18 protein-coding genes are annotated in these 23,248 nt (G+C 55.5%); 13 read left to right on the forward strand and 5 right to left on the reverse strand.

The genetic code is table 11. The features are described 5' to 3' along the window. Positions 1-77: 77 nt before the first annotated feature. Complete coding sequence (locus ACHZBS_RS14125) at positions 78-1,319, reverse strand: hypothetical protein (protein WP_319407159.1); 1,242 nt, start codon at positions 1,317-1,319, stop codon at positions 78-80. Further along, positions 1,313-1,483 (reverse strand): phage integrase N-terminal SAM-like domain-containing protein, encoded by a 171-nt coding sequence (locus ACHZBS_RS14130; RefSeq protein WP_394707991.1) that lies wholly within the window; start codon positions 1,481-1,483, stop codon positions 1,313-1,315. The genes ACHZBS_RS14125 and ACHZBS_RS14130 overlap by 7 nt, the downstream gene beginning before the upstream one ends. 414 nt (positions 1,484-1,897) lie before the next feature. Here ACHZBS_RS14130 and ACHZBS_RS14135 point away from each other — a divergent pair, with 414 nt between their 5' ends. Together ACHZBS_RS14135 and ACHZBS_RS14140 are read left to right on the forward strand one after the other, a co-directional pair. Beyond that, positions 1,898-2,314: a hypothetical protein gene (locus tag ACHZBS_RS14135; RefSeq protein WP_319407160.1), complete on the forward strand. Its 417-nt coding sequence runs from the start codon at positions 1,898-1,900 to the stop codon at positions 2,312-2,314. Between the two features lie 104 nt (positions 2,315-2,418). Beyond that, positions 2,419-3,231 (forward strand): class III extradiol ring-cleavage dioxygenase, encoded by an 813-nt coding sequence (locus ACHZBS_RS14140; RefSeq protein WP_319407161.1) that lies wholly within the window; start codon positions 2,419-2,421, stop codon positions 3,229-3,231. 39 nt (positions 3,232-3,270) lie between these two features. Here ACHZBS_RS14140 and ACHZBS_RS14145 read toward each other — a convergent pair whose 3' ends face one another. Then, on the reverse strand, positions 3,271-4,416 hold the full coding sequence (locus ACHZBS_RS14145) for a hypothetical protein (RefSeq protein WP_319407162.1): 1,146 nt from the start codon (positions 4,414-4,416) through the stop codon (positions 3,271-3,273). A gap of 155 nt (positions 4,417-4,571) precedes the next feature. On the opposite strand from ACHZBS_RS14145, the gene ACHZBS_RS14150 reads away from it, so the two are divergent. The 7 genes from ACHZBS_RS14150 (at position 4,572) to ACHZBS_RS14180 (ending at position 10,558) form a co-directional block, all read left to right on the forward strand. Further along, on the forward strand, positions 4,572-5,006 hold the full coding sequence (locus ACHZBS_RS14150; RefSeq protein WP_319407163.1) for a hypothetical protein: 435 nt from the start codon (positions 4,572-4,574) through the stop codon (positions 5,004-5,006). A 26-nt stretch (positions 5,007-5,032) separates the two neighbouring features. Further along, the gene (locus ACHZBS_RS14155) at positions 5,033-5,731 is read left to right on the forward strand and encodes an aspartate/glutamate racemase family protein (RefSeq protein ID WP_319407164.1); all 699 of its coding nucleotides are present in this window, start codon (positions 5,033-5,035) and stop codon (positions 5,729-5,731) included. A gap of 27 nt (positions 5,732-5,758) precedes the next feature. Then, positions 5,759-6,610 (forward strand): thymidylate synthase, encoded by an 852-nt coding sequence (locus ACHZBS_RS14160; RefSeq protein WP_319409087.1) that lies wholly within the window; start codon positions 5,759-5,761, stop codon positions 6,608-6,610. A 180-nt stretch (positions 6,611-6,790) separates the two neighbouring features. Continuing rightward, entirely contained in the window at positions 6,791-7,396 is a 606-nt protein-coding gene (locus tag ACHZBS_RS14165) for a flavin reductase family protein (protein WP_319407165.1), read from the forward strand. 93 nt (positions 7,397-7,489) lie between these two features. Next, the gene (locus ACHZBS_RS14170) at positions 7,490-7,855 is read left to right on the forward strand and encodes a carboxymuconolactone decarboxylase family protein (protein WP_319407166.1); all 366 of its coding nucleotides are present in this window, start codon (positions 7,490-7,492) and stop codon (positions 7,853-7,855) included. A gap of 98 nt (positions 7,856-7,953) precedes the next feature. Next, positions 7,954-8,886: a glutaminase gene (locus tag ACHZBS_RS14175; RefSeq protein WP_319407167.1), complete on the forward strand. Its 933-nt coding sequence runs from the start codon at positions 7,954-7,956 to the stop codon at positions 8,884-8,886. Between the two features lie 85 nt (positions 8,887-8,971). Next, positions 8,972-10,558, forward strand: coding sequence for a GMC family oxidoreductase (locus ACHZBS_RS14180; protein ID WP_319407168.1), 1,587 nt, complete (start codon positions 8,972-8,974; stop codon positions 10,556-10,558). A 329-nt stretch (positions 10,559-10,887) separates the two neighbouring features. Here the strand turns inward: ACHZBS_RS14180 and pbpC are convergent, their stop codons facing one another. Together pbpC and ACHZBS_RS14190 are read right to left on the reverse strand one after the other, a co-directional pair. Further along, positions 10,888-13,218 carry a penicillin-binding protein 1C gene (pbpC, locus tag ACHZBS_RS14185; protein ID WP_319407169.1) on the reverse strand — a complete coding sequence of 777 codons (2,331 nt, stop codon included), beginning with the start codon at positions 13,216-13,218 and terminating at the stop codon, positions 10,888-10,890. Further along, complete coding sequence (locus ACHZBS_RS14190) at positions 13,215-18,944, reverse strand: alpha-2-macroglobulin (RefSeq protein ID WP_319407170.1); 5,730 nt, start codon at positions 18,942-18,944, stop codon at positions 13,215-13,217. Before ACHZBS_RS14190 ends, pbpC begins: the two co-directional genes overlap by 4 nt. A gap of 187 nt (positions 18,945-19,131) precedes the next feature. Between ACHZBS_RS14190 and ACHZBS_RS14195 the strand changes: the two genes are divergently transcribed. From ACHZBS_RS14195 to ACHZBS_RS14210, 4 genes are all read left to right on the forward strand, one after another. Beyond that, on the forward strand, positions 19,132-19,686 hold the full coding sequence (locus ACHZBS_RS14195) for a LemA family protein (protein ID WP_319407171.1): 555 nt from the start codon (positions 19,132-19,134) through the stop codon (positions 19,684-19,686). A 127-nt stretch (positions 19,687-19,813) separates the two neighbouring features. After that, positions 19,814-20,149 carry an endonuclease domain-containing protein gene (locus ACHZBS_RS14200; protein WP_319407172.1) on the forward strand — a complete coding sequence of 112 codons (336 nt, stop codon included), beginning with the start codon at positions 19,814-19,816 and terminating at the stop codon, positions 20,147-20,149. A gap of 120 nt (positions 20,150-20,269) precedes the next feature. Next, entirely contained in the window at positions 20,270-22,162 is a 1,893-nt protein-coding gene (locus ACHZBS_RS14205; RefSeq protein WP_319407173.1) for a DUF2207 domain-containing protein, read from the forward strand. Positions 22,163-22,296: 134 nt separating this feature from the next. Then, positions 22,297-23,229 carry a universal stress protein gene (locus tag ACHZBS_RS14210; RefSeq protein ID WP_319407174.1) on the forward strand — a complete coding sequence of 311 codons (933 nt, stop codon included), beginning with the start codon at positions 22,297-22,299 and terminating at the stop codon, positions 23,227-23,229. Positions 23,230-23,248 lie beyond the last annotated feature (19 nt).

A 23,248-nucleotide genomic window follows, 5' to 3' on the forward strand; every position in this document is an offset into this window, starting at 1 on the left:
TTTCGACGACCCTGCCGGATGCCGTTTCCCAATGGAACCGGTCGAAACCGATTAGAAAATTAAATGCCACCCCCTTGTCAGGGTGTCTCGAAACGGTAGGTATTACCCAGAGGGGGTATCAAGCGCCTGTCAAATTTCGGAAACATGCCCAGCGCCAATCCGCTCCATTCCGTCACCCGTTCGCGGCCATCGAATTCAAACCGTGCCCGCACCGACCATAGGTAATCCGTTTTGGATCGCAGTGATATGTCAAGGGTGTGTTCGGGATTGGGTATTCGTTGACGCTGGTAGATTATTTCGAGATCATTTCCATGTCGCTCGGCGACGAAGAGATCATAGCTTACCTTTTTCACCCGGCCCATATCCTTCGGTGAAACCTTGATGTCGCTGTCTCGTGGAAATCTTTGCCAGCGCAGCGTGGGGCGTAAATTTTTTACCTTCCCCAAGGAAAAGCCCAGTGGCGGGTCAACGGGCGCAAGGCCAAGGGTGCCCCGTGGGAAGCAGGAATGCCATTGCTGATCAGGGAATGGGTACAATACAAACACATTCTCATAAATGTGTCGACCCAATGCCCCACACCCCTCGGACAAGGCATCCAAAAGCAGTTTGCTCTTGTTTGCCGCCCATTCTGAACGCGTATGCCTGTCTCCTTTATATTCGGCATCGGTTGAAAATAGTTCCGCATTATCCACTGTGCGCAGCAGCCGCGCATGCGCGAGCATTTTCAGGGCAAGCGGTGCATCCAGCGAATCTCCCTCGGCGCTGATCCGGGTAATCGCCAATTCAAGCACATTCTCCACGCCTGCATCCGCAAGCAAGGTGTAATCGGGCGGTTGGCCCGCATGTGCGTTGAGATTGGTTGAAACGGGCTGCCATGTGGTGCCATCGTGCTTCGCGGCAGCCATCACCAGATCAGGCAGACAATACATCAGGGGCCGATTTTCAAAATCCTTTGACCACGCTTCCTCAGCATGATTTACCGTGTCCGCACTCGGTGCCAATGCCGCGCCGATAGCGGCACCAAAAGGGAGGGTGATTGGCAGCAACAGGACCCCTAATTCGCCGCCCTGAAGGGATTCACCAAAAATCATGCCTATCGTGTCCATCGCGCCTTGGCCCTTGCTGCCGCTAAACCCTTCGAACTGGATTTTTGGGGCCTGATCCACTGCGACGATAGCCAATTGGGACATGTTGGCTTGAAGTTGGAATTTTTGCGGCGCAGCCGTGCAACCGACCTGCAACATTACCAGGGATGCAACGATCAGGCTGGTTGTGCAGCCCTTTATGATTGCAGTAGGCGGGGTTGTTTGCATCAGCACGGGAAGATTCTCCGCGGCTCGCCGCGGGAAGGGTTCAATTTATGGAAATGCACGAACTTGCGGATCCATTCGCAGTGTGTCCGTTCCGTATGGATGGAATAGTGCAGCAATCGTATGACATCCCGCACCTCATCCAGTCGTTTCCGGTTATTAGTCGTTGACATATGGAAAGGAATAAGATTTTAAATCATTAACGGGATCAATACCTTGTATCAGTTATTCTATCTGAAAAAATTGGAAACGCTCAGTTTGGGTTTCAGAGCGGAATGAATGGATAAGTCGTAGCAAGTGAAAGTCGATTAATCAAGCTTGATAGTGGCTCAGGGCAATTGTGCCCCTTTAACCAGTCACGCCGTGCCCGTTATCACGTTAGAATTGCCGGGTACCCCGGCGGTTACCGGCCAAAACACGAAAAACAATAAGTTGATATTTTTTTGAACCAAATAACAGGGGCATAAATGAACAGGAAAGCGTTGATAAACGATATAAGCAAACCAGCCTATGGGAATTTATCAAAAAGTTAAAAAGTGAAGGGCCCCTCTATTACCTCATAAAATAAATAAGATAAGGTGTCGAACATGGGAAAAGAAACAGATTCGGAGCTTAATGCATTTATTGAAGAGTGGAAAGAAACATCGGAAAAAAACAGAAAGGTGTTTCTGCATTTCAGGGAATACCTTGGTAAAAAAGAAGGTGTCACACTTGAATTCATCCCCCGGCCCGGCCTCACATATTCTCTCCGGGCTGTTACAGCCGCTCAGGAAAAAAGAGGACTTTTCGTCATGGTTGATGTCATCGAAGATACTCCACGATGGCTTTCCGTATGTTTTTACGGTGAAATGATAACAGACCCCGAAGAAAGGGGCGACTTTGTTCCCGAAGGTCTGCTCGGCGAGGATGCTGTATGTTTTGATATCGAAGAATGGGATGAAGAACTTATCCGGTACGTTGAAATCCGTCTTGATGAAGCCTGTCGGTTCGCTTCTGAGAAATAATTTTTTGTTAATACGGTTGTATCCGACAGAACTTCTTTTGCGCGTCCGTTACTCGATCTTGGGTTGACCGTAAATATCAGAAAGGATTCACCGGAAGGATTTTTATGTGGAATCGAAGCAATTCTCAAAATAAAGCTCAAGTTGTCTATTTCTCTCATGGCGGAGGCCCCTTGCCAATTCTTGGAGACGTCAGCCACATGGCGATGGTGGAATTCATGCGCCAGCTCCCATCCCGGTTAAAAAGACCCGAAGCTATTCTGGTCATCAGTGCTCATTGGGAAGAGGAAAATGCTACGTTGTTGGGCGCAGAAACGCCTGCGATGGTCTATGACTATTATGGATTTCCTGATGAAGCCTATCAAATAACGTATTCAGCTCCTGGAAGTCCGGATCTGGCAAAAAGGATCTCCGGATTATTGAATCAAAATAATATACCGGCGCGTATCGATCCTCAGCGGGGGTTTGACCACGGCTTATTCATCCCTCTGAAACTGATGTACCCTCAAGCCGATATTCCAGCGATTCAACTTTCGTTGTTGCGTGGTCTGGATCCGCGTACGCATCTATCCCTTGGTGCGGGATTGCGCGAATTAATGCATGAGAAGATCCTGGTGATTGGCTCGGGTTTTTCGTTTCATAACATGCAGGCATTTTCGTGGCATGGCGCCAATACGCCCGATGCAGCCAATGATGAATTTCAAAACTGGCTGATCGAGGTATGTGCGGGTCCACTATCCCCGTCCGAGCGGGAACAACGCCTGGTCGATTGGCAGGAAGCACCTTCCGCGCGCTATTGTCATCCCCGCGAAGAGCATCTGCTGCCACTCCATGTGTGCCTTGGAATGGCGAATAAAGCCGCCACAATGATATTTGATGACTATATCCTGGGTAAACGTGGACTTGCGTTTTTATGGTGAGCACACCGGCCGGTTATGGATGGGCTCCACCTGAGCCTCTCAGGACATGAACAAGTTTCTGTCGCGAGCACCCGCCTGGATCAAATTACCGCCAACGATGGAATATTCGGGAATGATTCGTCTGTCACCGGTCACGGTGCTGCCGCCGGTATCGACGTAGGCGAACTCGCCGTCAACAACAGAAAATATCGTCAGATCGATCGCACTGTCGATGGATATTTCGGATTCGATATTTAAAAGCTGCCTTGGCCTACATGAAATTTTCTCGGTCACGTCCTCGATGCTCAACCCTATCGCGAGGAATTTTGAGGCGACATTGGCAAAAGTTCGGCATTTGAACCAGGAAGGCAACAGCCACAAATCCGAACTGATCGTGAAATCCGTAAAATTTTGATCAAGTGCTTTTCTGGCGGAGTCAAATTCAAAACTCACGACACCATGGCCCACATCAAAGTGAATGCCTTCGGATTTTGAATGGATGGCTTCAGGCCTCACTTTTCCGTAAACATCGATAATGGCATTGGTTTTTTTCCTGAGACAATGGGTGATGATGTCTCCAGGCTTCGCTCTTTCCAAAAAATCGATTATCGACGGTGCCGGATTCCCAAGATGGTACATTACCGGCACCTGCAGTTCCTTGCCCAGTTTTGCCGTTACATCCGCTAAATAGGTCGGATTGTCATCGGGTGTATTCATTGAATCCAGGCGAACCTTGAATCCCTTGATAATTTGTGGGTGCTGATCGATCAGGCGACGCGCACCATCGGCATCTTCGATGCCGGGCTTGCTTTTGAAAAGGACATTGGAAAATTGGATGCCATTTTTCCGGACATTGAGGAAAACATAGATCGGGATATGGGAACGCTCAAAATACCGGTTTATCAATTCGTCAAAGGTCTCCGGGCCATACGTTCCCGCCTCCACAATAGCGGTAATCCCCATTTCGGGTCCCAGGAGGTTGAGATCAACGCCGATGCCTCCCAGGTGACAATGAAAATCCACCCACCCCGGCGATATGAAAAAATTTGAACAATCAATCACCGTGGTGCCCGTATCTGCGGCGCTGCCGATGTCACGGCTTATTTTTGTAATGGTGCCATTTTCAACGATCAGGTCCGTTTTTTTAAATTTTCCATTCAGAAAAATCGATCCGTTTTTAAGGATATATGTGTTGTATCTGATCATGTTATTAGTCGTTGACATAACCAAAGGAATAAGATTTTAAATCATTAACGTGATCAATACCTTGTGTCGGTTCATGCGGCTTGCGCAGGGGCAGCCACCTTGCGTTGGGCACCTCAGCAAGGGAAGGTTAAACAGGATCATTATTTCGAAGCAGCGTGCTGGATGTTGACAAAGGGTTGGTGACAATGTTTCTCAAGATATTCCCAAAGGAACGCTTAAAAGCCAATGATAACACCGCAAGTACTATTCAGGAATTAAGAGATGCCTGCAAGCAAAAAAAATGGCTGCTTGCCCCGGACCTGAACGCAATCCGTGAGGGACTGACAAACGCTGACGTTAAATTTATCATGGTCGGGGGGCTTGCAGCGGTTGTACCGGGTGCACCCGTAACTACTATGGATGTCGACATTGTCCATCATCGATCTCCTGAAAATATTGTCAAGTTACTTTCATTTCTCAAGTCAATTGAGGCCATTCATCGTTTCCCGAACGCAATCGAATTTATGAATAGGGGCACTGCGTTGCCGCTCCGCAAAGGCCTCTCAAGCAGGCATTATTATAACAAGAAAAGGGAGATCCTGTTATCGTAAAGACAGATGTTTTACAGAAAACGCCATTGATCGGTATTCTATGCTGGGAAGAAGGATGCAGTCCACGTGGCTTAGCGCAGCTGGAAAAGCTTCCGGGAAACAGTACCAACCCGGTAACTTTTGCGTTTCCAGTGAAATATAGCAGAATCAAGGGTGCCAATATCCATACGATTCTTGAAAATCCCTGTCAAAAGGTTCTGTGCTCCATGATTGGTGAAGCCCGAAAAATGGAAGCCCAAGGCATTCGTGCTATTACTACCAGCTGTGGTTTTAACGCTGTTTTTCAGAGAGAACTGGCCGATTCTGTGAGTGTGCCGATATTCACTTCCAGCCTGATGCAGATTCCTCTGGCGCAAAACATGCTGGGAAAACAGCAGACGGTGGGCGTTATCACTGCTAAAAAATCAGCGCTTACCGAAAAGCATCTGCAAAGTGTTGGCGTAAAAAACCATATTTCAATTCATATCGAGGGGTTGGAAGCCTGCACGGAGTGGAACAAGATATTTTCTTCGCCCAATGAAGAGATAGATATCCCCACGGTAGAAAATGACGTTGTCCATATTGCACGTTCAATGATGAAAATGGTCGATATCGGTGCGTTCGTATTGGAATGCACCGATCTTCCACCTTTTGCCGATGCTATTCGGAAAGCGACCGGCCGCCCGGTATTTGATTTCGTTACGCTGACAAATTTTATTTATCAGGCCATTAAAAGCGTTGTGTAGTTCCTCGTGCCGTTTTTGAGGATTGTCATGAAAGCATATTTAGAACTTTGCCGGCGGGTCATCGATGAAGGCGTTTGGGTGGAAAATGCCCGAACCGGAAAGCGATGCCTGACCGTGATCAATGCAGACTTTGAATACGACGTCAGTGACGGCAGCTTGCCGGTCCTGACCACTAAAAAGCTATTCTGGAAACCGGCGATTGCCGAGATGCTGGGTTATTTGCGTGGTTACCAGAGCGCTGCCCAGTTTCGAGCCCTCGGGTGTAATACATGGAATGCCAATGCCAATGATAACGCCGCCTGGCTGGCAAATCATTATCGCGATGGCGAGGATGATATGGGCCGTTGTTATGGGGTTCAAGGGCGACGCTGGCTCAATCCGGAAGGGAAAGAGATTGATCAGTTGCGTAAAATTGTCGACAACCTGTCCAGGGGAATTGACGATCGACGGGAAGTTATGACTTTCCACAATCCAGGCGAACTGGATCGTGCCTGTCTGGCAGCCTGCATGCACACCCACACGTTCAGCCTGCTGGGCGATAAGTTGTATCTGACCAGCTACCAGCGTTCTGACGATTTGCCCTTGGGCCATGGATTTAATCAAGTACAAGTAGGCTGGCTATTGATGATCATTGCCCAAATCACCGGTAATAAACCGGCCACGGCGTTTCATAAAATTGTGAATGTGCACATTTATGAAGATCAACTGGAGCAGGTAAAAGCCATTCAGCTGAAACGCGATCCTTATCCGTTGCCCAAACTGAAAATCAATCCCGATATCAAGTCGTTGGCGGATTTGGAGACATGGGTAACCCTTAATGATTTTGAATTGGAGGGATATCGGTACCATCCGGCCATCCAGTATGCCTTCTCTGTGTAAGCGATTTTGATCGCAGCAAGGCAGTTCGATGTCAATGGAAGAAACTTGAAACCCCCGCATGCCGGATTATGCGGGTTGATATCTGCCAACGAAGAACGTCTTGTGAATAACGACGCATTAAAGTGGAAAAGCCGCTGACTGCCGCATTGTCTCAACCCATTGTTTACGGAATGTTGGCCCATGGAAATAAACCTGTCTGACCTGGAACCACGACATGCCCATGATTTTCTGACAAGTTCCATTGTGCCAAGACCCATTGCCTGGGTATCGTCTATCAATAAAGATGGACAAGTTAATCTCGCCCCGTTCAGTTTTTTCACCGGCGTATCCTGGTCGCCTCCCGTCCTTGCTTTTTCTGTCGTTAACCGTTCGGATGGTTCCATCAAGGATACGATCAAAAATATTCGAGAAGTTCCGGAGTTTGTGGTAAATATGGTGTCGGTGGATCTCCTTCCCATCATGGAGTTTTCCGCCAGATCATTGCCTTATGGAACCGATCGGCATTCCATCAAGGGAATCACCTGGATCCCCGCAACCCGGATAAAACCCTACCGGATTCAGGAGTCCAGGGTTTCATTTGAATGTACTTTGGAACGCATCGTTACGGTTAGCGAAGGCCCCGATGCAGGCAATTTGATTCTCGGTCGAATAGAAATCGCCCATGTACACGATGAGTTGTTGAGAAATGGGAGGGAAGTTGATTGGCTGGGGGTGGATGTTCTCGGTCGGCTCAGCGGCAACCGGTATTGTGCCGTCCGCTCGGTTATTGAGAGCGGGAAAAAGTAGAAAAGCGATGCTCCCATGCGCTGTTTGAATGGTCGTTTCGCTTCTGCTGCGTGCCATCCCGCAAGCACTCAAAGATAGGAAATGGAGGATCCGGTGTCTGATCTGAGCTTCAAAAAAATCGAACAGAGCATCAAGGAACGGAAAAAGTTTCATTTATCATTTCTCAATCATGTCAAAACATACAAGCCGTTTCTCGAATTAGAAGAGAAGGCGTTCAGTGACGGGGCCCTGACCAAAAAGACAAAAGAACTGATGGCCCTGTCGATTTCCATCGTTACGAAGTGCGAGCCATGTATGGAGTGGCATCTGGATCAGGCCATGCAAGCCGGTGCTGAAGACGAGGAAATTTATGAAACCATTGATGTCGCTATCGAAATGGGCGGGGGACAGGCTGGCGCATACGGCCGCTTCGTTTTAAAAGCCATGGAATATTTCAAGGAAAAGGCAAACCGCGTTTAGCGGGGTGGTGGCAAGACGCTTTGCCAGGCAGGGGGGTATTATGCCGGGCGCACGGGGGTTGCGCGATTGAGTCCAGAACACGATGGTGAGTCGTCAAAATGATGTCGGAACCGGTTATAGACTATCAAAAGCTGTTTTCGGAAATGGCTGTTGAACTGCGGGAAATGGAAGACATCGGAACCGTTGCGTCATATATACCGGAATTGCGCAATGTCGATCCAACTAAATTCGGTATTCATCTCACCACCATCGATAGCCGGAACTATTGTCTGGGCGATTCCAACGACAAGTTTTCCATTCAAAGCATCTCAAAAGTGCTGTCCCTGTCCCTGGCCTTTGATTTAGAGGCGGAGAAATTGTGGGATCGAGTGGGCGTCGAACCCTCGGGGACGCCTTTTAATTCCTTGATCCAATTGGAATATGAAAAGGGGATCCCCCGCAATCCATTAATCAATGCGGGTGCCCTGGTCATTTGTGACGTGCTTGTCAGCCGACTGAAAAACCCCAAACAGGAGTTTATTGAATTCACCCGAAACGTTTCCGGAAATCAGACGATCGACTACTGCCCCCGCGTCGCCGAGTCGGAAAAAATGACGGGATTTAAAAATGCCGCCCTCATCAATCTGATGAAATCATATGGAAACATCAAGAATGATATCGAAATCGTCTTAGACTTCTATTTCAACCTGTGCTCCATCGAGATGTCCTGCAAGGAATTGGCCGAAGAATTTTTATTTCTTGCCTCAAATGGCGTCAACCCACTGACCCGCTTCAGGGTTGTCGATGCCAGCAAAACCAAGCGTATTAATGCCATCATGCAACTATGCGGGTTTTATGATGAAGCCGGAGAGTTTTCCTTCAAGGTCGGACTGCCGGGAAAAAGCGGCGTCGGGGGCGGCATAATAGCAATTCACCCCGGGAAATACAGCATTGCCGTCTGGGGCCCGAAGTTAAACAGCAAAGGAAACTCCTATAAAGGAATGAGAATTCTTGAATTTTTAACGACCCGGACCCAGTCGTCTATCTTTTAATGGATACTGTTGAAACGCCAATCGACGATGATGAATTGTGACAACGGTCGACGCATTGGCAGGCCGTTTAAGGGGAGAAAGCGTCATGAATAAGCAAGGTTTTGATTATGATTTCATCGTCATCGGTTCTGGGTTTGGTGGAAGCGTGTCGGCGCTGCGTCTTTCCGAGAAAGGGTACAGGGTTGCCGTATTGGAAAAAGGCAAGCGATGGACCCAGGACGATTTTCCCGAGACAAACTGGAATTTCAGAAAATTCATGTGGCTGCCCCAACTGGGGTGCTATGGCTACCAAATGCTCACCCAGCTGAAACACGTGCTCATTTTGCATGGCGGCGGCGTGGGCGGCGGCAGCCTGGTCTATGCCAATCAACTGCTGGTTCCGCCCGACGAGGTGTTCGCGCGGCCGGAATGGGGCCGCGCCGATTGCAAGGCCCAAATGATGCCCCATTATGAAACGGCCAAAAAGATGCTCGGCGCCAATCCGAGTCCGCAGATCGGCATCGCCGACAAACACCTGCGGGCGGTGGGAATCGAGTTGCGCGGCGAGGACACGTTTCATCGCAACGATGTGGGTGTGTTCTTCGGCACGCCCGAGAAAACGGTCCCCGATCCTTACTTCGGAGGCAGGGGGCCGGATCGAACCGGCTGCAAGTTTTGCGGGTCATGCATGGTCGGCTGCCCCGTGGGCGCCAAGAACACCCTGGATAAAAATTATCTGTACCTGGCAGAGGGGCTGGGGTCGCAAATTATTCCCGAAACCGAAGTCACCGGCGTGAAGCCCTGCACGGGTGGCTACGAGATATTCACCCGACGATCAACCGGGCTGACGCATCCGGAGAAAACCTATCGCGCCAAAGGCGTGATGTTCAGCGGTGGGGTCATGGGTTCGGTGAAGCTGTTGATGAAATGCAGGCAAAAGGGGTTGCTGCCCAATTTATCGGACCAGCTGGGCAGTTACGTCCGCACCAATTCCGAGGCCTTGCTTGGCGTAACCTCCAAAGACACGGCTACCGATTGGAACGATCAGATCGCCATCACATCCGGCATCTATGCCGACGAGACCACCCATATCGAAATGGTTCGCTACAACAAAGGGTCCGACGCCCTGCTCAACCTGCTCACCCTGATGACCGATGGCGGTGGAAACATCCCGCGCCCCTTAAGGTTTTTGGGAAACGTGATCAAGCATCCGATTCAGTTCGTAAAACTGTTATGGCCCCTGGGAAGAGCGGCCACCACCACCGTCGTTTTGGTCATGCAGACGGACAAAAATCACCTGAGACTCGAATACAAGCCCCGCTGGTGGAGGCTTGGCGGGCAAAGCATGAACTCGTGCGTGCCTTCAGGAATGCGCAGATCACCTGTATATATTCCGATTGCCAATGAAGTCACCCGACGCCTGGCCCGTAAAATGAACGGCACGCCATTGAGCAACTTTCCTGAAATCCTTCTTAATACATCCTGCACCGCCCACATTCTTGGGGGGTGCTGCATGGGCGAGTCGCCCGCAAAAGGAGTTGTCGGGTTCAACGGCGAAATCTTCGGCTATCCCAATCTGTTCGTGGCCGATGGCTCTGTTGTACCGGCCAATCTGGGAGTCAACCCTAGTCTGACCATTACGGCTTTGTCCGAATATATTATGTCTCAAATACCGCCCAAGATGGATTCGTAGCCCACCGAATCTCCAGGATCGGGATGTTCGCGTTTTGATAGGATCGTGAATTGGCTGTTGGAAGGATAGGTGGATTATCTATTCTGGTACCTGGGCTATATTCTGTCCTAACGTCCATACCTGAACATTCTTTCCTTTACCCTCTGTTAATGGTAATTATGGACATCGGTACGATTTCTTTTTATTGTTTCTAACTATATAGATTTACTATATTTTAAACATTTTCTTTCAGGGCGCACATCATTGGCAATATTTCAGGATATTAAAGGTATTAATGAATCTTCAACCCATTAAAATGCAACATGACCGATGGCGTCGGGATGAATTTACTATTGAACCATTTCCACCCTTAACGAAGTAAGAGCCGCCCGCCCGTGGTCGTCCACCACGCGGATGTCGAATGCTCCGCTTTGCGGGGTCCACATCAGCGGCCGACTGGGCTCTGAAGCGCCGACATACCGGTTGCCCACAAACCAGTAGAGCCGCCGCACATCGCCATCGGCAACGGCGCTAAAGGGGATTCGATGATTCAGTGGCTGTTCGCTTCTCATGGCATAGACCAGATCGGATTGGGGAGAAGTGACCGCCGGTGCCTGACCGGCGGTGGCGCGCTGATCGAGGCTGCACGCTTCGGCAAACGGCGGCGGTTCCTTGAGCGAGATGCCGGCCGTACGGAAGATGGCCAGCAGGTCCGACGGCCAGAATTCGAACACGGCCATCCGCGTCTGGTGGGAAGTGGGCCGGCAGGGGCGCATTCCCGTGGCGACGTCCACGGCCGCCGCCCGGTGAACCGTGCAGACCCGGATGGGTGATACCCCCGGAATGAACCAACTCGTCCGGGTGTGCGGGCAGTAGCGGCCGGGAAGTTCCCCGGTGGCGGCGCACACGTCGATCATTTTCAGGTTCAGACGGGAGAAGTTTACCTTATCCGCGACGGTCCATCCCCGCTGGGGTACCAGGGCGGCCAGCAGATCGAAGAGCAGGGGACCGGCTGCGGACCGGCCGACGAAGGCGCGGTTGCCCTCGCCGTCGAAATTGCCCACCCACACGGCAACGACGGTATCGGCACACACACCGACGGCCCATGCGTCCCTGAACCCGTGGGAGGTTCCGGTCTTCCAGGCCACCTGGTTGCCTGCCGCTGCCGACAACGGCACCCGGTGGCTTTCCGGGGGGGGATTGTCCTTGAGGATGTCCAGCACCAGGAAGCTGGCCTCCGGGCTGAGGATTTGCTTCGGGGATTCCTCCAGAGCCTGTTCTTGCAGCATCCGGATCGGCCGCAGCCGGCCGCCGTTGGCCAGGGCCGCATAGAGTCCCGCCACCTCCAGCATGCTGACTTCCACTCCGCCCAGGGAGAGGGCCAGTCCGTAAAATGAAGCGGGCTGGAGGTTGGCGATGCCTGCCTGCCGGAAAAACTCATGCAAACCGGGATTATGGAGCTGGGCCTGAAGATTGGCGGCCGGCAGGTTGCGGCTCAGGATCAGGGCGTCGTGGGCTGACAACGGCCCCAGGAAGCGCTGGTCGAAATTCTCCGGGGTGAACCCGCCGTAGCGTCGGGGCGAATCCTTCATCAGACTCGCGGGGTGGATCAGCCCCTGGTCCATGGCCAGGGCATAGACAAAGGGTTTGAGGACCGATCCCGGCGACCGTCTGGCCGAGACGCCGTTGACCTGCCCCTGGATCTGCGTGTTGAAAAAATCGGCCGATCCCGCCATGGCCGTCACCGCCATGGTTCGGGTATCCAGCGCCAGGGCCGCCGCATTGGTGATTCCTTCGGCCGACCGCCGGGAGATGTAATCGCGGATCAGCGATTGCATGGTCTGCTGCCTGACCAGGTCCAGCGTGGTGTGGACGGTGTCGCCGCCGGGCCTGAACCCGCCTGCATCGATACAATTCACGAAGTGGGGGGCTTCGAAAGGCAATTGATCGGCCGGGCGCACCGCCAGGGGCAGTTCAAAGAAAGCCCTTGACTGCCGGTCTTGCGGGTGATCTTCCAGCCAGCGTTGGAAGAGGCTTTGCCGGGCGGCCAGCAGATGGTTAAACCCTTTTGGGGTGGCCGGATTTCGGCGAACGGGATTCTGGGGCACCACGGCCAGGGTGAGGGCTTCGGGCAGTGACAACTGGTCAGCGGATTTGTTGAAATAGACCAGGCTGGCGGCCTGGACACCCTCGATATTGCCCCCGTATGGGGCCAGATTGAGATAGGCTTCGAGAATCCGGTCTTTTTGATAGTGGCGGGTCAGTTGAATGGCCCGCAGGATCTGCTCCAATTTGCCGGCCAGTGTGTCGGTGCGGATGCGCCAGCGCAGGCGGGCCACCTGCATGGTGATGGTGGAGGCGCCCACCCGGCGCGTCCGGGCGATGTAGGTGGTCCAGAAGGCCCGGGCCAGGGCGGGAAAATCCACCCCCGGATGGCGGTAAAAATCCTTGTCTTCGTAAAGGATGGTGGCCGCCACCAAACGCGGTGAGATGCGGTCCAGGGGGCGGTGCAGACGGTAGCGGTCATCCGGGGCCAGGCCCAGGCGCAGCAGGCGGCCATGGGCGTCGAAAAATGCCCTGGAGCGGGGGTAGTAATCGTCGAGATCCGGTTTCGGGCACATCAGGTAGCCGGCGGCAACCACCCCCAGGAGCCCTATCGCGATGATCAATCCGCGTTTCATGGGGCGCTTTTCACCGTCAACCGGCCTGCCGCCGTGGATGTCCTCAAGGAGCGATCGTACATGGACCCGGCAACGGCAGGCGGAACGGTGAAGACTCCCGGCGCCGTCACCTTGACCCGGTAGACCAGGTCACGCACCGTGGTTTCCACGCTGCCGTAAAAAATCACGCGGTCCTCGCGAACGTCCACATAGTCCGCCTGCCATCCCTGCACGGTTCTCGGCACCGAACTGCGGATCACCTCGAACCCGCCGGGCAGAAGATCGATGATGGCTACGTTGGTCACCATGGGCGCATTGAGCGAACGGATCCGCAGCCGCACCGTCACCTCCTGGCCGCGGGTGAAGGTGTCTTGCACCTCGCCGGCGTCGTCCAGAAAGTCACGATAAATCTCCAATCCGCTGCGATCCGCCTGGGTGGGCAGTGTCCGGTCGAAGCCGGACTGGACGTTGATGTAGAACAGGGGGCCGATCCCGTCAATGGAAACTTTCTTCGCATCCGCACCGTAGGCCGCCGTGGGGAAGGGCGCCAACCGGCTGTCCAGCGGTATCCGATCCCCGCCCGCGGTTTCCATGCTGAAACGGACGGTTTCCGCACCATCGGCCGGGAGGTTTATCCGGCTGTAGGCACCCAAGGCCAGGATGCTGTAGCTGGCCCCGATGGTGTTGACGTTTCCTTTGAAAATGGGATCGATGAGCCGCATCACGTCCTCGCTGCCGATATCCCCGGCGCGCTGTTCGAAATGCCGGCACAGCAGGTAAAGTACCTGGGCATCCCGGGTCAGGGGCCAGTTGAAGTCATCGAGCCCATTGTTACGGACGAGTCCCATCCGGTAGTGGCCCACCAGCCGATCGGCATCCGCATCCATTTTCAGCAGGTGGTAGGTGGCGGCCATGTATACGGCGGCAAGGTCCTGTCTCCATTGATCCTTATAATCGGCCTCCAGGGCTTCCTGGAGACGAACCAGAAGGTTGGTTGTGGTTCGGCCCATGCGGGTGAGCAGGTAGATCGCCTGGGCGATGACGCCTGCATCCGTCAGGCTGTCGATCTCCCTTCCGGCCACATCGCCCAGGTAATCGGTTCCCCGTCGCAGCATGTCCGACGGCACCGTGTAACCCAATTCATGGGACTCCAGCAGAAAATGCATGACGTAGACGCTGGGGAAATCGGCCGCGGCCGGACCGCCGGGCCAGAAGCTGAACCCGCCGTCGGCCAGCTGCCGTTCCCGCAGACGGTCCATGAGCACGCTGAAGCGGCCGTCGATATCCGTCCGGTTGGACCGGTAGGCCGGGTGACTCAACAGGCCCACCAGGGGAAATACCTGGCTGACCACCTGCTCGGTGCAGCCGTGGGGAAAATGGTCCAGGTAGGCCGTGAGCGCATCCACGAGGACCAGCGGATTTGCCGATGCCGATGCCCGCTGCTCGGCCAGTTCCGGGAAAAGCATCCGGGGCAGGCTCAGTTCGACGGAGCCTCCCTTTTCGTGCCCGCTGGCAAAGGTGGTGCGGTAGGGCATGGCCGGCCTGATACTGAGGCCGGCCGACCGGCTCCCCTCCTCCTGACCCAGCCGGGCAAGGAAGGCGAGGCTGGCCGCACCGGGATTCCGGCCGGCCCTGACCCTGAATTCGGTCCTGGCTTCGCCGCCCTCGTCCACGATCAGGCGGGTAGTGTCCGCTCCGATGATCTCCAGATTGTCCGACGGTACGACCGAGACGTCGATGCCTGCCTTCCCGCCGGAACCTTCCACCAGATTGGCCACACCCACCGTGGCGGTAAATTCGTCGCCCGGAGCAGCCTGGAGCAGCACGCCGGGCGAGATCACGAAGGGGCCGCGCACCAGGGTGTTTTCGGTGGCCGTGCCCACGGCGTCATCGCCCACGGCTACGGCCATGACCCTGAGATTCCCGGAAAACGTGTCGGGCACCGCAAAGGAGACGGTTTTCTCCTGAGGCCCGCCGTCCACAATGCCAGACCAGAACACCGCCGGGGTGTCGGTCTGACGGGCAAAGGGGTTGAGGTTGCTGGCCAGCGCCTTGCGCATGGCTCCGCCGCCGCTGGCCATGATCTCGCGGATCAGTTCGTACTCGGGCAGGATCAGGTCCAGCATCTGAAGGGTGGTCACCTCCAGGGCTCTTTTTTTCAGAAAATGGTCCAGGGGCTGGGGTGTCTGAAAACCGGCCACCTGGAGGATGCCCTCATCCACGGCAAAGATAGCCACCCGCGATGTCCGGGAGGTGGTATAGCCGATGGTCATGGTTTTGCCGGGCCGCACCCGGTTGTCCACCTGCAGGGTCACGTCCAGCTGACGACGACGGCGGTCGATGGTGATGGGGGCTACGGCCGTACTCAAAGGGCTGGTAAAAATCTCCGGCGATCCGGCATCGCGCACGAACGAGACATTGACATAGGCGTTGCCTTCCAGGCCCTCGGGCAGGCGAATGGTTTCAAGGGTGCTTTCGGTTGCCGTTTTAAACCACTTGAAGGCGTGCACCCGATCGCTTTCGACGGTGATCAGTCCGGCACCCACGTAAGGCGCCGTAATGCTCACCTGGATGTTTTCGCCGCCCTGGTAATCGGTTTTGTCCAGCTTGAGCTGGAGCACCGCTTCTTTTTCCAGGCGGCCGGTGAGGTTGCCGTGGCCGACCACCGTATAGGTCAGCCTGGCCAGGCGGGTGCCGGCCGCTCCATGGATCTCTATGGCGTAGTCACCGGGGGCCTCCGTGGCCAGGGTATAGCGGGTGCCTGCTTCGGAGATGGCAAAGTCCCGGCTGTCGATCGCTCTTTCCCGGTCCACGGTCTGATATTTGAAGGTTCCGTTGGGCTGTTTCACCAGGGTGGAGAGGTGCTGGATCTCCAGGCGCGTGAGCGTCAGGTCGGCAAGGGCCAGGGTGTCGAGGGTGGGCGTAATGGCGATCCATTCCACCCGGTAGTCGCTGCCGGCATGGATGAAGGTCAGGTCGCCGTCGCTCTTGAATCCCACCAGGTGGGGCAGCGGCGAAATCATGGTTCGATTCTGTGCCGATACGCTGCGGCCGCCGCCGGGATCGAACCCTTCCACAAAAAAATCCAGCTGGTAGGTCCCTTCACGAAACCGGTTCAACGGGATATCGAAACCGGCCAGGCCGTCGGCGTCGGTGACCGCCGGCGCCAGGGCTTCGTCAAGCTGCAGGGGCTTTCGGTCGGCATCCGTGAACGGATCGATGAAACGGTAATCGGCGAATTCCTTGAACCGGAAATGGGCGGGCTGGACGCTGATGCGCGCCTGCACCCGGCGCTCCCGGGCCGGGGAGCCGAACAGGTTTTTCAGTCCCACCCGGGCCGTGAGCGTTTCCGCCGTGGTCCATCCGCGGAGCGGTGCGTCGACCAGGGCGCTGGTAATTTTCATGGTGTCGGGTATGAACGCTTCCACCGTGAAGCTGGCCGAGCCCAGCAGGCGGTCGCGGGTGCGGTTGTCCCGCACCAGGTAGAGGGAGACCTGGTAGCGTCCGGTGTTGGATGTGGCCCCGGTCGTGTAGGCCACATCGAAAAAGCCTTTTTCCGGCAGGATGATCTTCTCGGTTTTTACCGTGTTGTGGCGCGGCCCTTGAACGACCACCTCCAGGGGGATGCCGGTCACGTTGTCCAGCGGGGCGTTTTTGACGATCATCCCCAAATTTACCGTCTCGCCCGGACGGTAGATGCCCCGGTCGGAAAAAATGAAGGCGTTCAGTTCGCCTTTCCGGCCCTGGCGTCCCCCCACGCCGCCCACGTCGAAACGGGAGGTCTCGATCTGTCGGGAGTGGCCGGCATAGGGAATAAAGGCGGTATCCGCTGCTGTTTTCACCAGGTACACGCTGGGCTGCTGTTCATCGGCAAAATCGCGGGTAACGGGAATGCCGGCATGGCCTTTGTCCGAGGTGGTACGCCGGAACAGGGGGACGCCGTTTTTGCCCAGCAATTGAACGTCGGCACCGGATACCGGCCGGCCGGTCTTGATGGACTGGACGAAGATCTCATGGGAGTCGTCGGCGTTGTTCTTGACCATCAGGCCGAGGTCCGATATCAGGATCAGCCGCTGATCCGAGGCGTTGTAGACCGGTTGGTTGCGTTTTTTGTCCCACCCTTCCACGGAGATGAAAAACAGGCCATACCCCTGTTTTTCATCGGACAGGTAACCGGACAGATCCAGCGAGGTGTAGTTGGCCTTGGCGGGATGCAGGGGTTTGAGGTCCAGGATTTTCCGGGAAAAAGCGGCAATGTCCGCCTTGGTAAAATTGGGATTGGAGAAGTAGGGGTCCCGGATATCACCGCCGGTCTGGGTGACCAGATGGGTGATCTGCCCGGGCAGCAGCCGGCCCACGGTAATTTTCAGGGCCGTCAGCCCCCGGGCCATTATCCCCAGGTGTTGTTTGCCGGACAAGGCCAGCACCGATCCTTCACCGGCCAGTTGAACCTGTCGGGGATATGCCGGGGTGGCCATCACAGCATCGTAGAATGAGCTGTGAACGAACCCGTTGACCGAGGTGAGGTTCTCGTCGATGCGCAGGTAAAGATACCGGTTCTCCGGGGCGTCGATCACAAAATGATAGGTCGTCGATGCCGATCGCTCGTTGGGGACGGATGTCAGCATCATTCGTTCGGAGGCGGCCAGCTCCTGTTCGGTCACCTCCCGGGGGCTTTCCCAGTAGCGCCCCTTGCGTTTGCTGTTGAATTCCGGCAGCAGATAGACGCTGAGTTTTTTAGAGAGCATCCCGGCGTCGATGGCATCGGTAAACGTGAGGCTCAGCACCTGCTGGGGTTCCTGCCGGTCGTTGACGACGATCAGGGCATTGGCCTCGCTCACTTTGAGAAAACTGAATAGATCGGGGATGAGCACGGTATCGGACAGGGAGGCCGTGGTCGGGCTGCCGCCGGTAAGCGGCATTACCCCCTTATTCACGCTAAGGCGCATGGTGTTGGGCCTGGGGGGAAGGGTCAACGGGTCGGAAGAGACATAGGCCCGACGCTGGCACTTGTCGTAGGTTATCGTCACGCCTACCGGCGTGGGAGGTGTCTGCACGCCCTCATCCGACGGCCGCCTGGCCATGGAAAGGCGTTGCTCCAGGCTTTGCCGATCCACCGGGTGAGAGAAAAACAGAGTGGCCACCACCCGGCGGATTGCCCTGTCAGTGGGGTCCTGGTAGAATTCGAGGGATTCGATGGCGGCTTCGAATGCCGGCGTCTCGAATTGATTGTCCGCTTTCTTCAGCCGGGTTTCGGGAGAGAAGATCGCAGGTGCGAACTCCACGGAGAACCGGGTGCCTGCGGGCCAGGCCTTTTCGGGCGAAAACTCCAGGGTGCGGTCGTCCACCCACTGCCAGCGGCCCGCAACGGCCGGGGTCATGCGGATGCCGTCGACCGGTTTGCCGATCAGGTCGATCCGCGCCACGCTGGGGTCCCCTTCGGGCTCCGGCTGGTCGGGCCTGATATCGTCCCGTGCGTACTCGAATTGAACCACCAGACGGTCGGGAACCGGGACGTCCGTGTCGGCTGGCGGGCCTGGTGGCGTAATTACCGCCATTACCTGGATCGGGCCCGGTATCGTAAAGCGGTAAGCAGCCCCAAGGGCAACGCTGGCAAGGACCAACACCAGGGTCCAGAAGATCGCCGGCCTGTTTTTCCTGAAGCTATTAATGGCGGTCATCCATGGCGGTGGGGTATAGACCAAGCGACCCAGGACGGCGCCCGGAAATCTGGCAATTCTCTTCATATTTTTTATCCACATGGTGAAAGCAGGTAATCGCGGCGTTCGCTTCGCGTTTTGGCAGCGTTAAATATGACACAAGGTCAGCTTGGGAAACAAGCGTTTTGGTTTTTCGAATACGTTTTCATTGTCCGGGTTGATATTTCCTTAAAAGCGACGATAAAATGAAAATCAACCCAGAAAGGGGACCCACATGTCCATCCTGTTTTTTTTGATGGGGAGTGCCGGATTGGCTGCGGTTGTTCTGGTTGTTCTATACAACCGGCTCGTTCGTCTGCGCAACATGGTCCGCGAGGGCTGGAGCGGCATCGATGTGCAGCTCAAGCGGCGAACCAACCTGATTCCCAACCTTGTTGAAACGGTAAAAGGGTATATGGGGCATGAGCGCGACCTGCTGGAGAAAGTGACCGAACTGCGTTCACGGAGCCTGAAAACCGGCAACCTTTCGGAAAAACAGCAGGTGGAGAGCCGGCTGACCGGCGGATTGGCCCGCCTGTTTGCCGTGGCCGAAGGCTACCCTGAACTCAAGGCCAACCGGAATTTCCAGGATCTTCAACAGCAGCTGGCCGAAATTGAAGACCAGATTCAGCTGGCCCGGCGCTACTACAACGGCACCGTGCGCAACCTCAACATTGCCATCGAGTCTTTTCCCGGCAACCTGGTGGCCGGGTGGTTTGCCTTTCAGACCGGCGATTTCTTCGAAATTGAGGCGCCGGCCGACCGGGCGGTGCCGACGGTGGGGTTTTGATATCGGAGTCATTTCTTAACAAGCGCTTGAGTTGAAAAGGGGTCGAGGACCAGGAAATAGGTGCATCGGGACGACTCCCTCGCCCCATGAGGGGAGAGGGTCGGGGTGAGGGGTGATTGAACAGGCAATGAATCCACTGCAAGAAAATGCCAGACAGCTTCGCAAACACCAGACAGACGCAGAGCGCCGCCTGTGGCAGCTGCTGCGCAATCGATCAATCGCCGGGTGCAAGTTCCGGCGGCAACACCCTGTCGGCCCTTATATCTGTGACTTTGCCTGTATTGAACGTCAACTTGTGATTGAAGTGGACGGCGGACATCACGCGGCCTTTTCTGAAAAAGACGAGGACCGCAGCGCTTATCTTGAATCACTGGGTTTCAGGGTAATACGCTTCTGGAACCACGAGGTGCTGACGGAAAGCGAGGCGGTGTTGCAACGGATACTTGAAAGGGTCGCGTCTTAGTCCCCTCACCCTGTCCCTCTCCCCGCGGGGGCGAGGGGACGTTTTCTACTGTCAAGGATTTGTGGGATGGACATTCGCGAAGTGCATTGTTTTCGAGAAACGTCGACATAGGGTCAAGAAATGAACTTACGCAAAACCCTGTTCCTGCTTGCCTGCCTGAGCATTTTCCTCACTCCCGCCATCCTTTTCGCCCAACAGGAGCGGATCCTCTCCTTTGACAGCCATATCGAGGTCCTGGTCAACAGCGACGTGGTGGTTTCCGAAACCATCCGTGTCCTCGCTGCCGGTCAAAAAATACGTCGGGGCATCTACCGGGACTTTCCGACCCGATACCGCAACAACCACGGCGGTGAGGTAACCGTTCGCTTCGAGGTGTTGGAGGTGCTGCGCGACAACCGGCCCGAAGCCTATCACACCGAACCGCAGTCCAACGGCGTCCGGGTGTACATGGGCAGCAAGGATGTGTTTCTGCAGCCCGGCGAGTATACTTACACCCTGACCTATCGGTCCAACCGGCAGATCGGCTTTTTCGATGAATACGACGAGCTGTACTGGAACGTCACCGGCAACGGATGGGACTTTGTCATCGATAAGGCCCAAGCGGCGGTTCAACTGCCGCCGGGGGCCGAGGTGGTCCGATATGCGGGGTACACCGGCCCGGTCGGGGCCAGCGGCCGGGATTACACGATCGACGAGACCATGGGTGATTTTGGTTTCACCACAACCCGGGCACTGGCCCCCCATGAGGGCCTCACGATCGCGGTGGCCTGGCCCAAAGGCGTCGTGACCGAGCCGGACACGGCCGAGAAGATCAGGTACCTGCTCGGCGACAACCGCGGAATAGTTGTGGCTTTATGCGGTCTGATCGTGCTTCTCGTTTATTACACCGCGGCCTGGTGGAAGGTGGGGCGGGATCCGACCGGAGGCGCCATCATTCCCCGCTACGCCCCGCCCAAAGGCATCTCCCCTGCCGGCATGCGTTTTGTCCGGAATCAGGGTTTTGACAAGAAGGCGCTGGCCGTGGCCGTGGTCAGCATGGCGGTAAAAGGCTTCCTGACCATTACCGAGGACAGCGACGGTGACTACTCGCTTGAGATCACCGGCGGCCAGTCGTCTTCTCTGTCTCCGGGAGAAGCCAGGGTGGCCCGACACCTGTTCCCGTCGGGAAGTCGATCGATCACCTTGAAAAAGGCCTCGCACCAACGGGTGGGGGCTGCCGTAAAAGCTCTTCGCACCAGCCTGAGCGGCGAATACGAAAAGGCATACTTTCTGCGCAACACCCGGTATTTCATTCCGGGCGTCGCCATCTCGGTACTGACGCTGGGAGGGATTATCCTAACCGCTTCCCTGGCTCCCGTCGCCATGTTCATGATGGTCTGGCTGTCCGGCTGGAGCGCCGGCGTTTATGTATTGAGTTCCACGGTGATTGCCGCCTGGCGCAGCCGCAAGGTGGCTGGGGCGATGGCCATCACCCTGTTTGCCCTGCCTTTTATCGGCGGAGAAATCGTCGGCATCGGAGTGCTCGCCTCGGCCATCGGCTTTACGAGCCTGGTCCTTTTTCTGGGTATCGTGGCCGCCAATATCGTGTTCTACCACCTGCTCAAGGCGCCGACCCTGGCCGGCAGACGGTTGATGGACGACATCGAGGGCCTGAAGCTGTACATGCGCGTGGCGGAAAAGGAACGCCTGAACCTGCTCAACCCGCCGGACCGGACGCTGGAACACTTCGAAGCCCTGCTGCCCTGTGCGATGGCCCTGGACGTGGAGAACGACTGGAACGAACAGTTTGCCGATGTCCTGGCCAACGCAGCGGCCGATCCGGCGTCGGGGCGCCATCATACGCCGTCCTGGTACAGCGGCCGTACCCCCTTCTCCGGCCTGGCAGCCAGCCTGGGCGGATCCTTCGCCGGTGCAGTATCCGCGTCGTCCAGCGCACCGGGGTCGTCGTCGGGAAGCGGCGGGGGCGGATCTTCCGGCGGTGGTGGGGGTGGCGGTGGCGGCGGGGGGTGGTAAAAGCAGGTCCCCAGGGCAATACCGTTCTTTTCTGCTTTACCCCTTTACTCCTAAACTGGCAGGCGTTACGATTACTATTAATTGTGAAATCGTTGTTATAGACCCCTTGGAAGGGACACTCGGGAGGAACGCTCATGGAAAAAAAAGTGTTGATCGCCGTGGATGATTCACGCCATTCGGAAAATGCTGTTCGTTATGCGGCCGGGGTTTACGAAACAGTGAAGGAGATGAAGATCGTCCTGTTTCATGTTGAACCCACGATCTCTCAATACCTGGTGGACGAAGCCAAAACAAAACCCGGCGCTTATGCCGAGCTGCAAAAACTGATGCGTAAAAGCCACCAGGCGGCCCAGGCGATGCTCGAAAAGGACAAAGCGCTGATGGTCTCGTCGGGAGTGGCGGAAAAGGATATTCAGGTTATGTCGCTGCCCCGAAAATTCGGCGCGGCCAAGGATATCCTGGAGTACGGCACGGCACTGCTCTATGACGCCATTATCGTCGGCCGACGAGGCCTCTCCGGCCTGGCGGAAGTCTTTATCGGCAGCGTCAGCGCCAATATCGTGGACAACTCCCAACTGGTTCCCGTCTGGCTGGTGGATGAGAAAAGCCCGTCCCAGGAGGTCATGGTGGCCGTGGATGGATCCGAAAGCTCCCTGCGGGCGGTGGATCATCTCGCATTCATCCTCGGGGGCAATACCGAAATGACCATTACGTTCTTTCATGTGGCGCCCCGGCTATCGGACGTCTGCCCGATTGATTTTTCGGAAACGGACACATCGCAGCTCGAAGCGGTCATTCAGCAGGGCGACAAAGCCTGTATCGATCGGTTTTATGCCCACGCCCTGAAAAAACTCGAGGAAGCCGGGATTGAGGAACGTCAGATCAAGGTCGATGTCAGGAAGGGGGGGCTCCGGGTCGGAAAATCCGTTTTGGAAGCTTACCGAAAGGGGAAATTCGGCACGCTGATCGTCGGCCGGCGGGGAATGAACAAACAGTTTTTTACCGGCAGTGTCAGCCGCAGCCTAGTCAATCAGTTCTCCAAAGGTGCTCTCTGGGTGGTTCCCTGACGCATTTTCAGCAGGCCGA

Source organism: uncultured Desulfosarcina sp. (genome assembly GCF_963664155.2).
Classification (GTDB): Bacteria; Desulfobacterota; Desulfobacteria; order Desulfobacterales; family Desulfosarcinaceae; genus Desulfosarcina.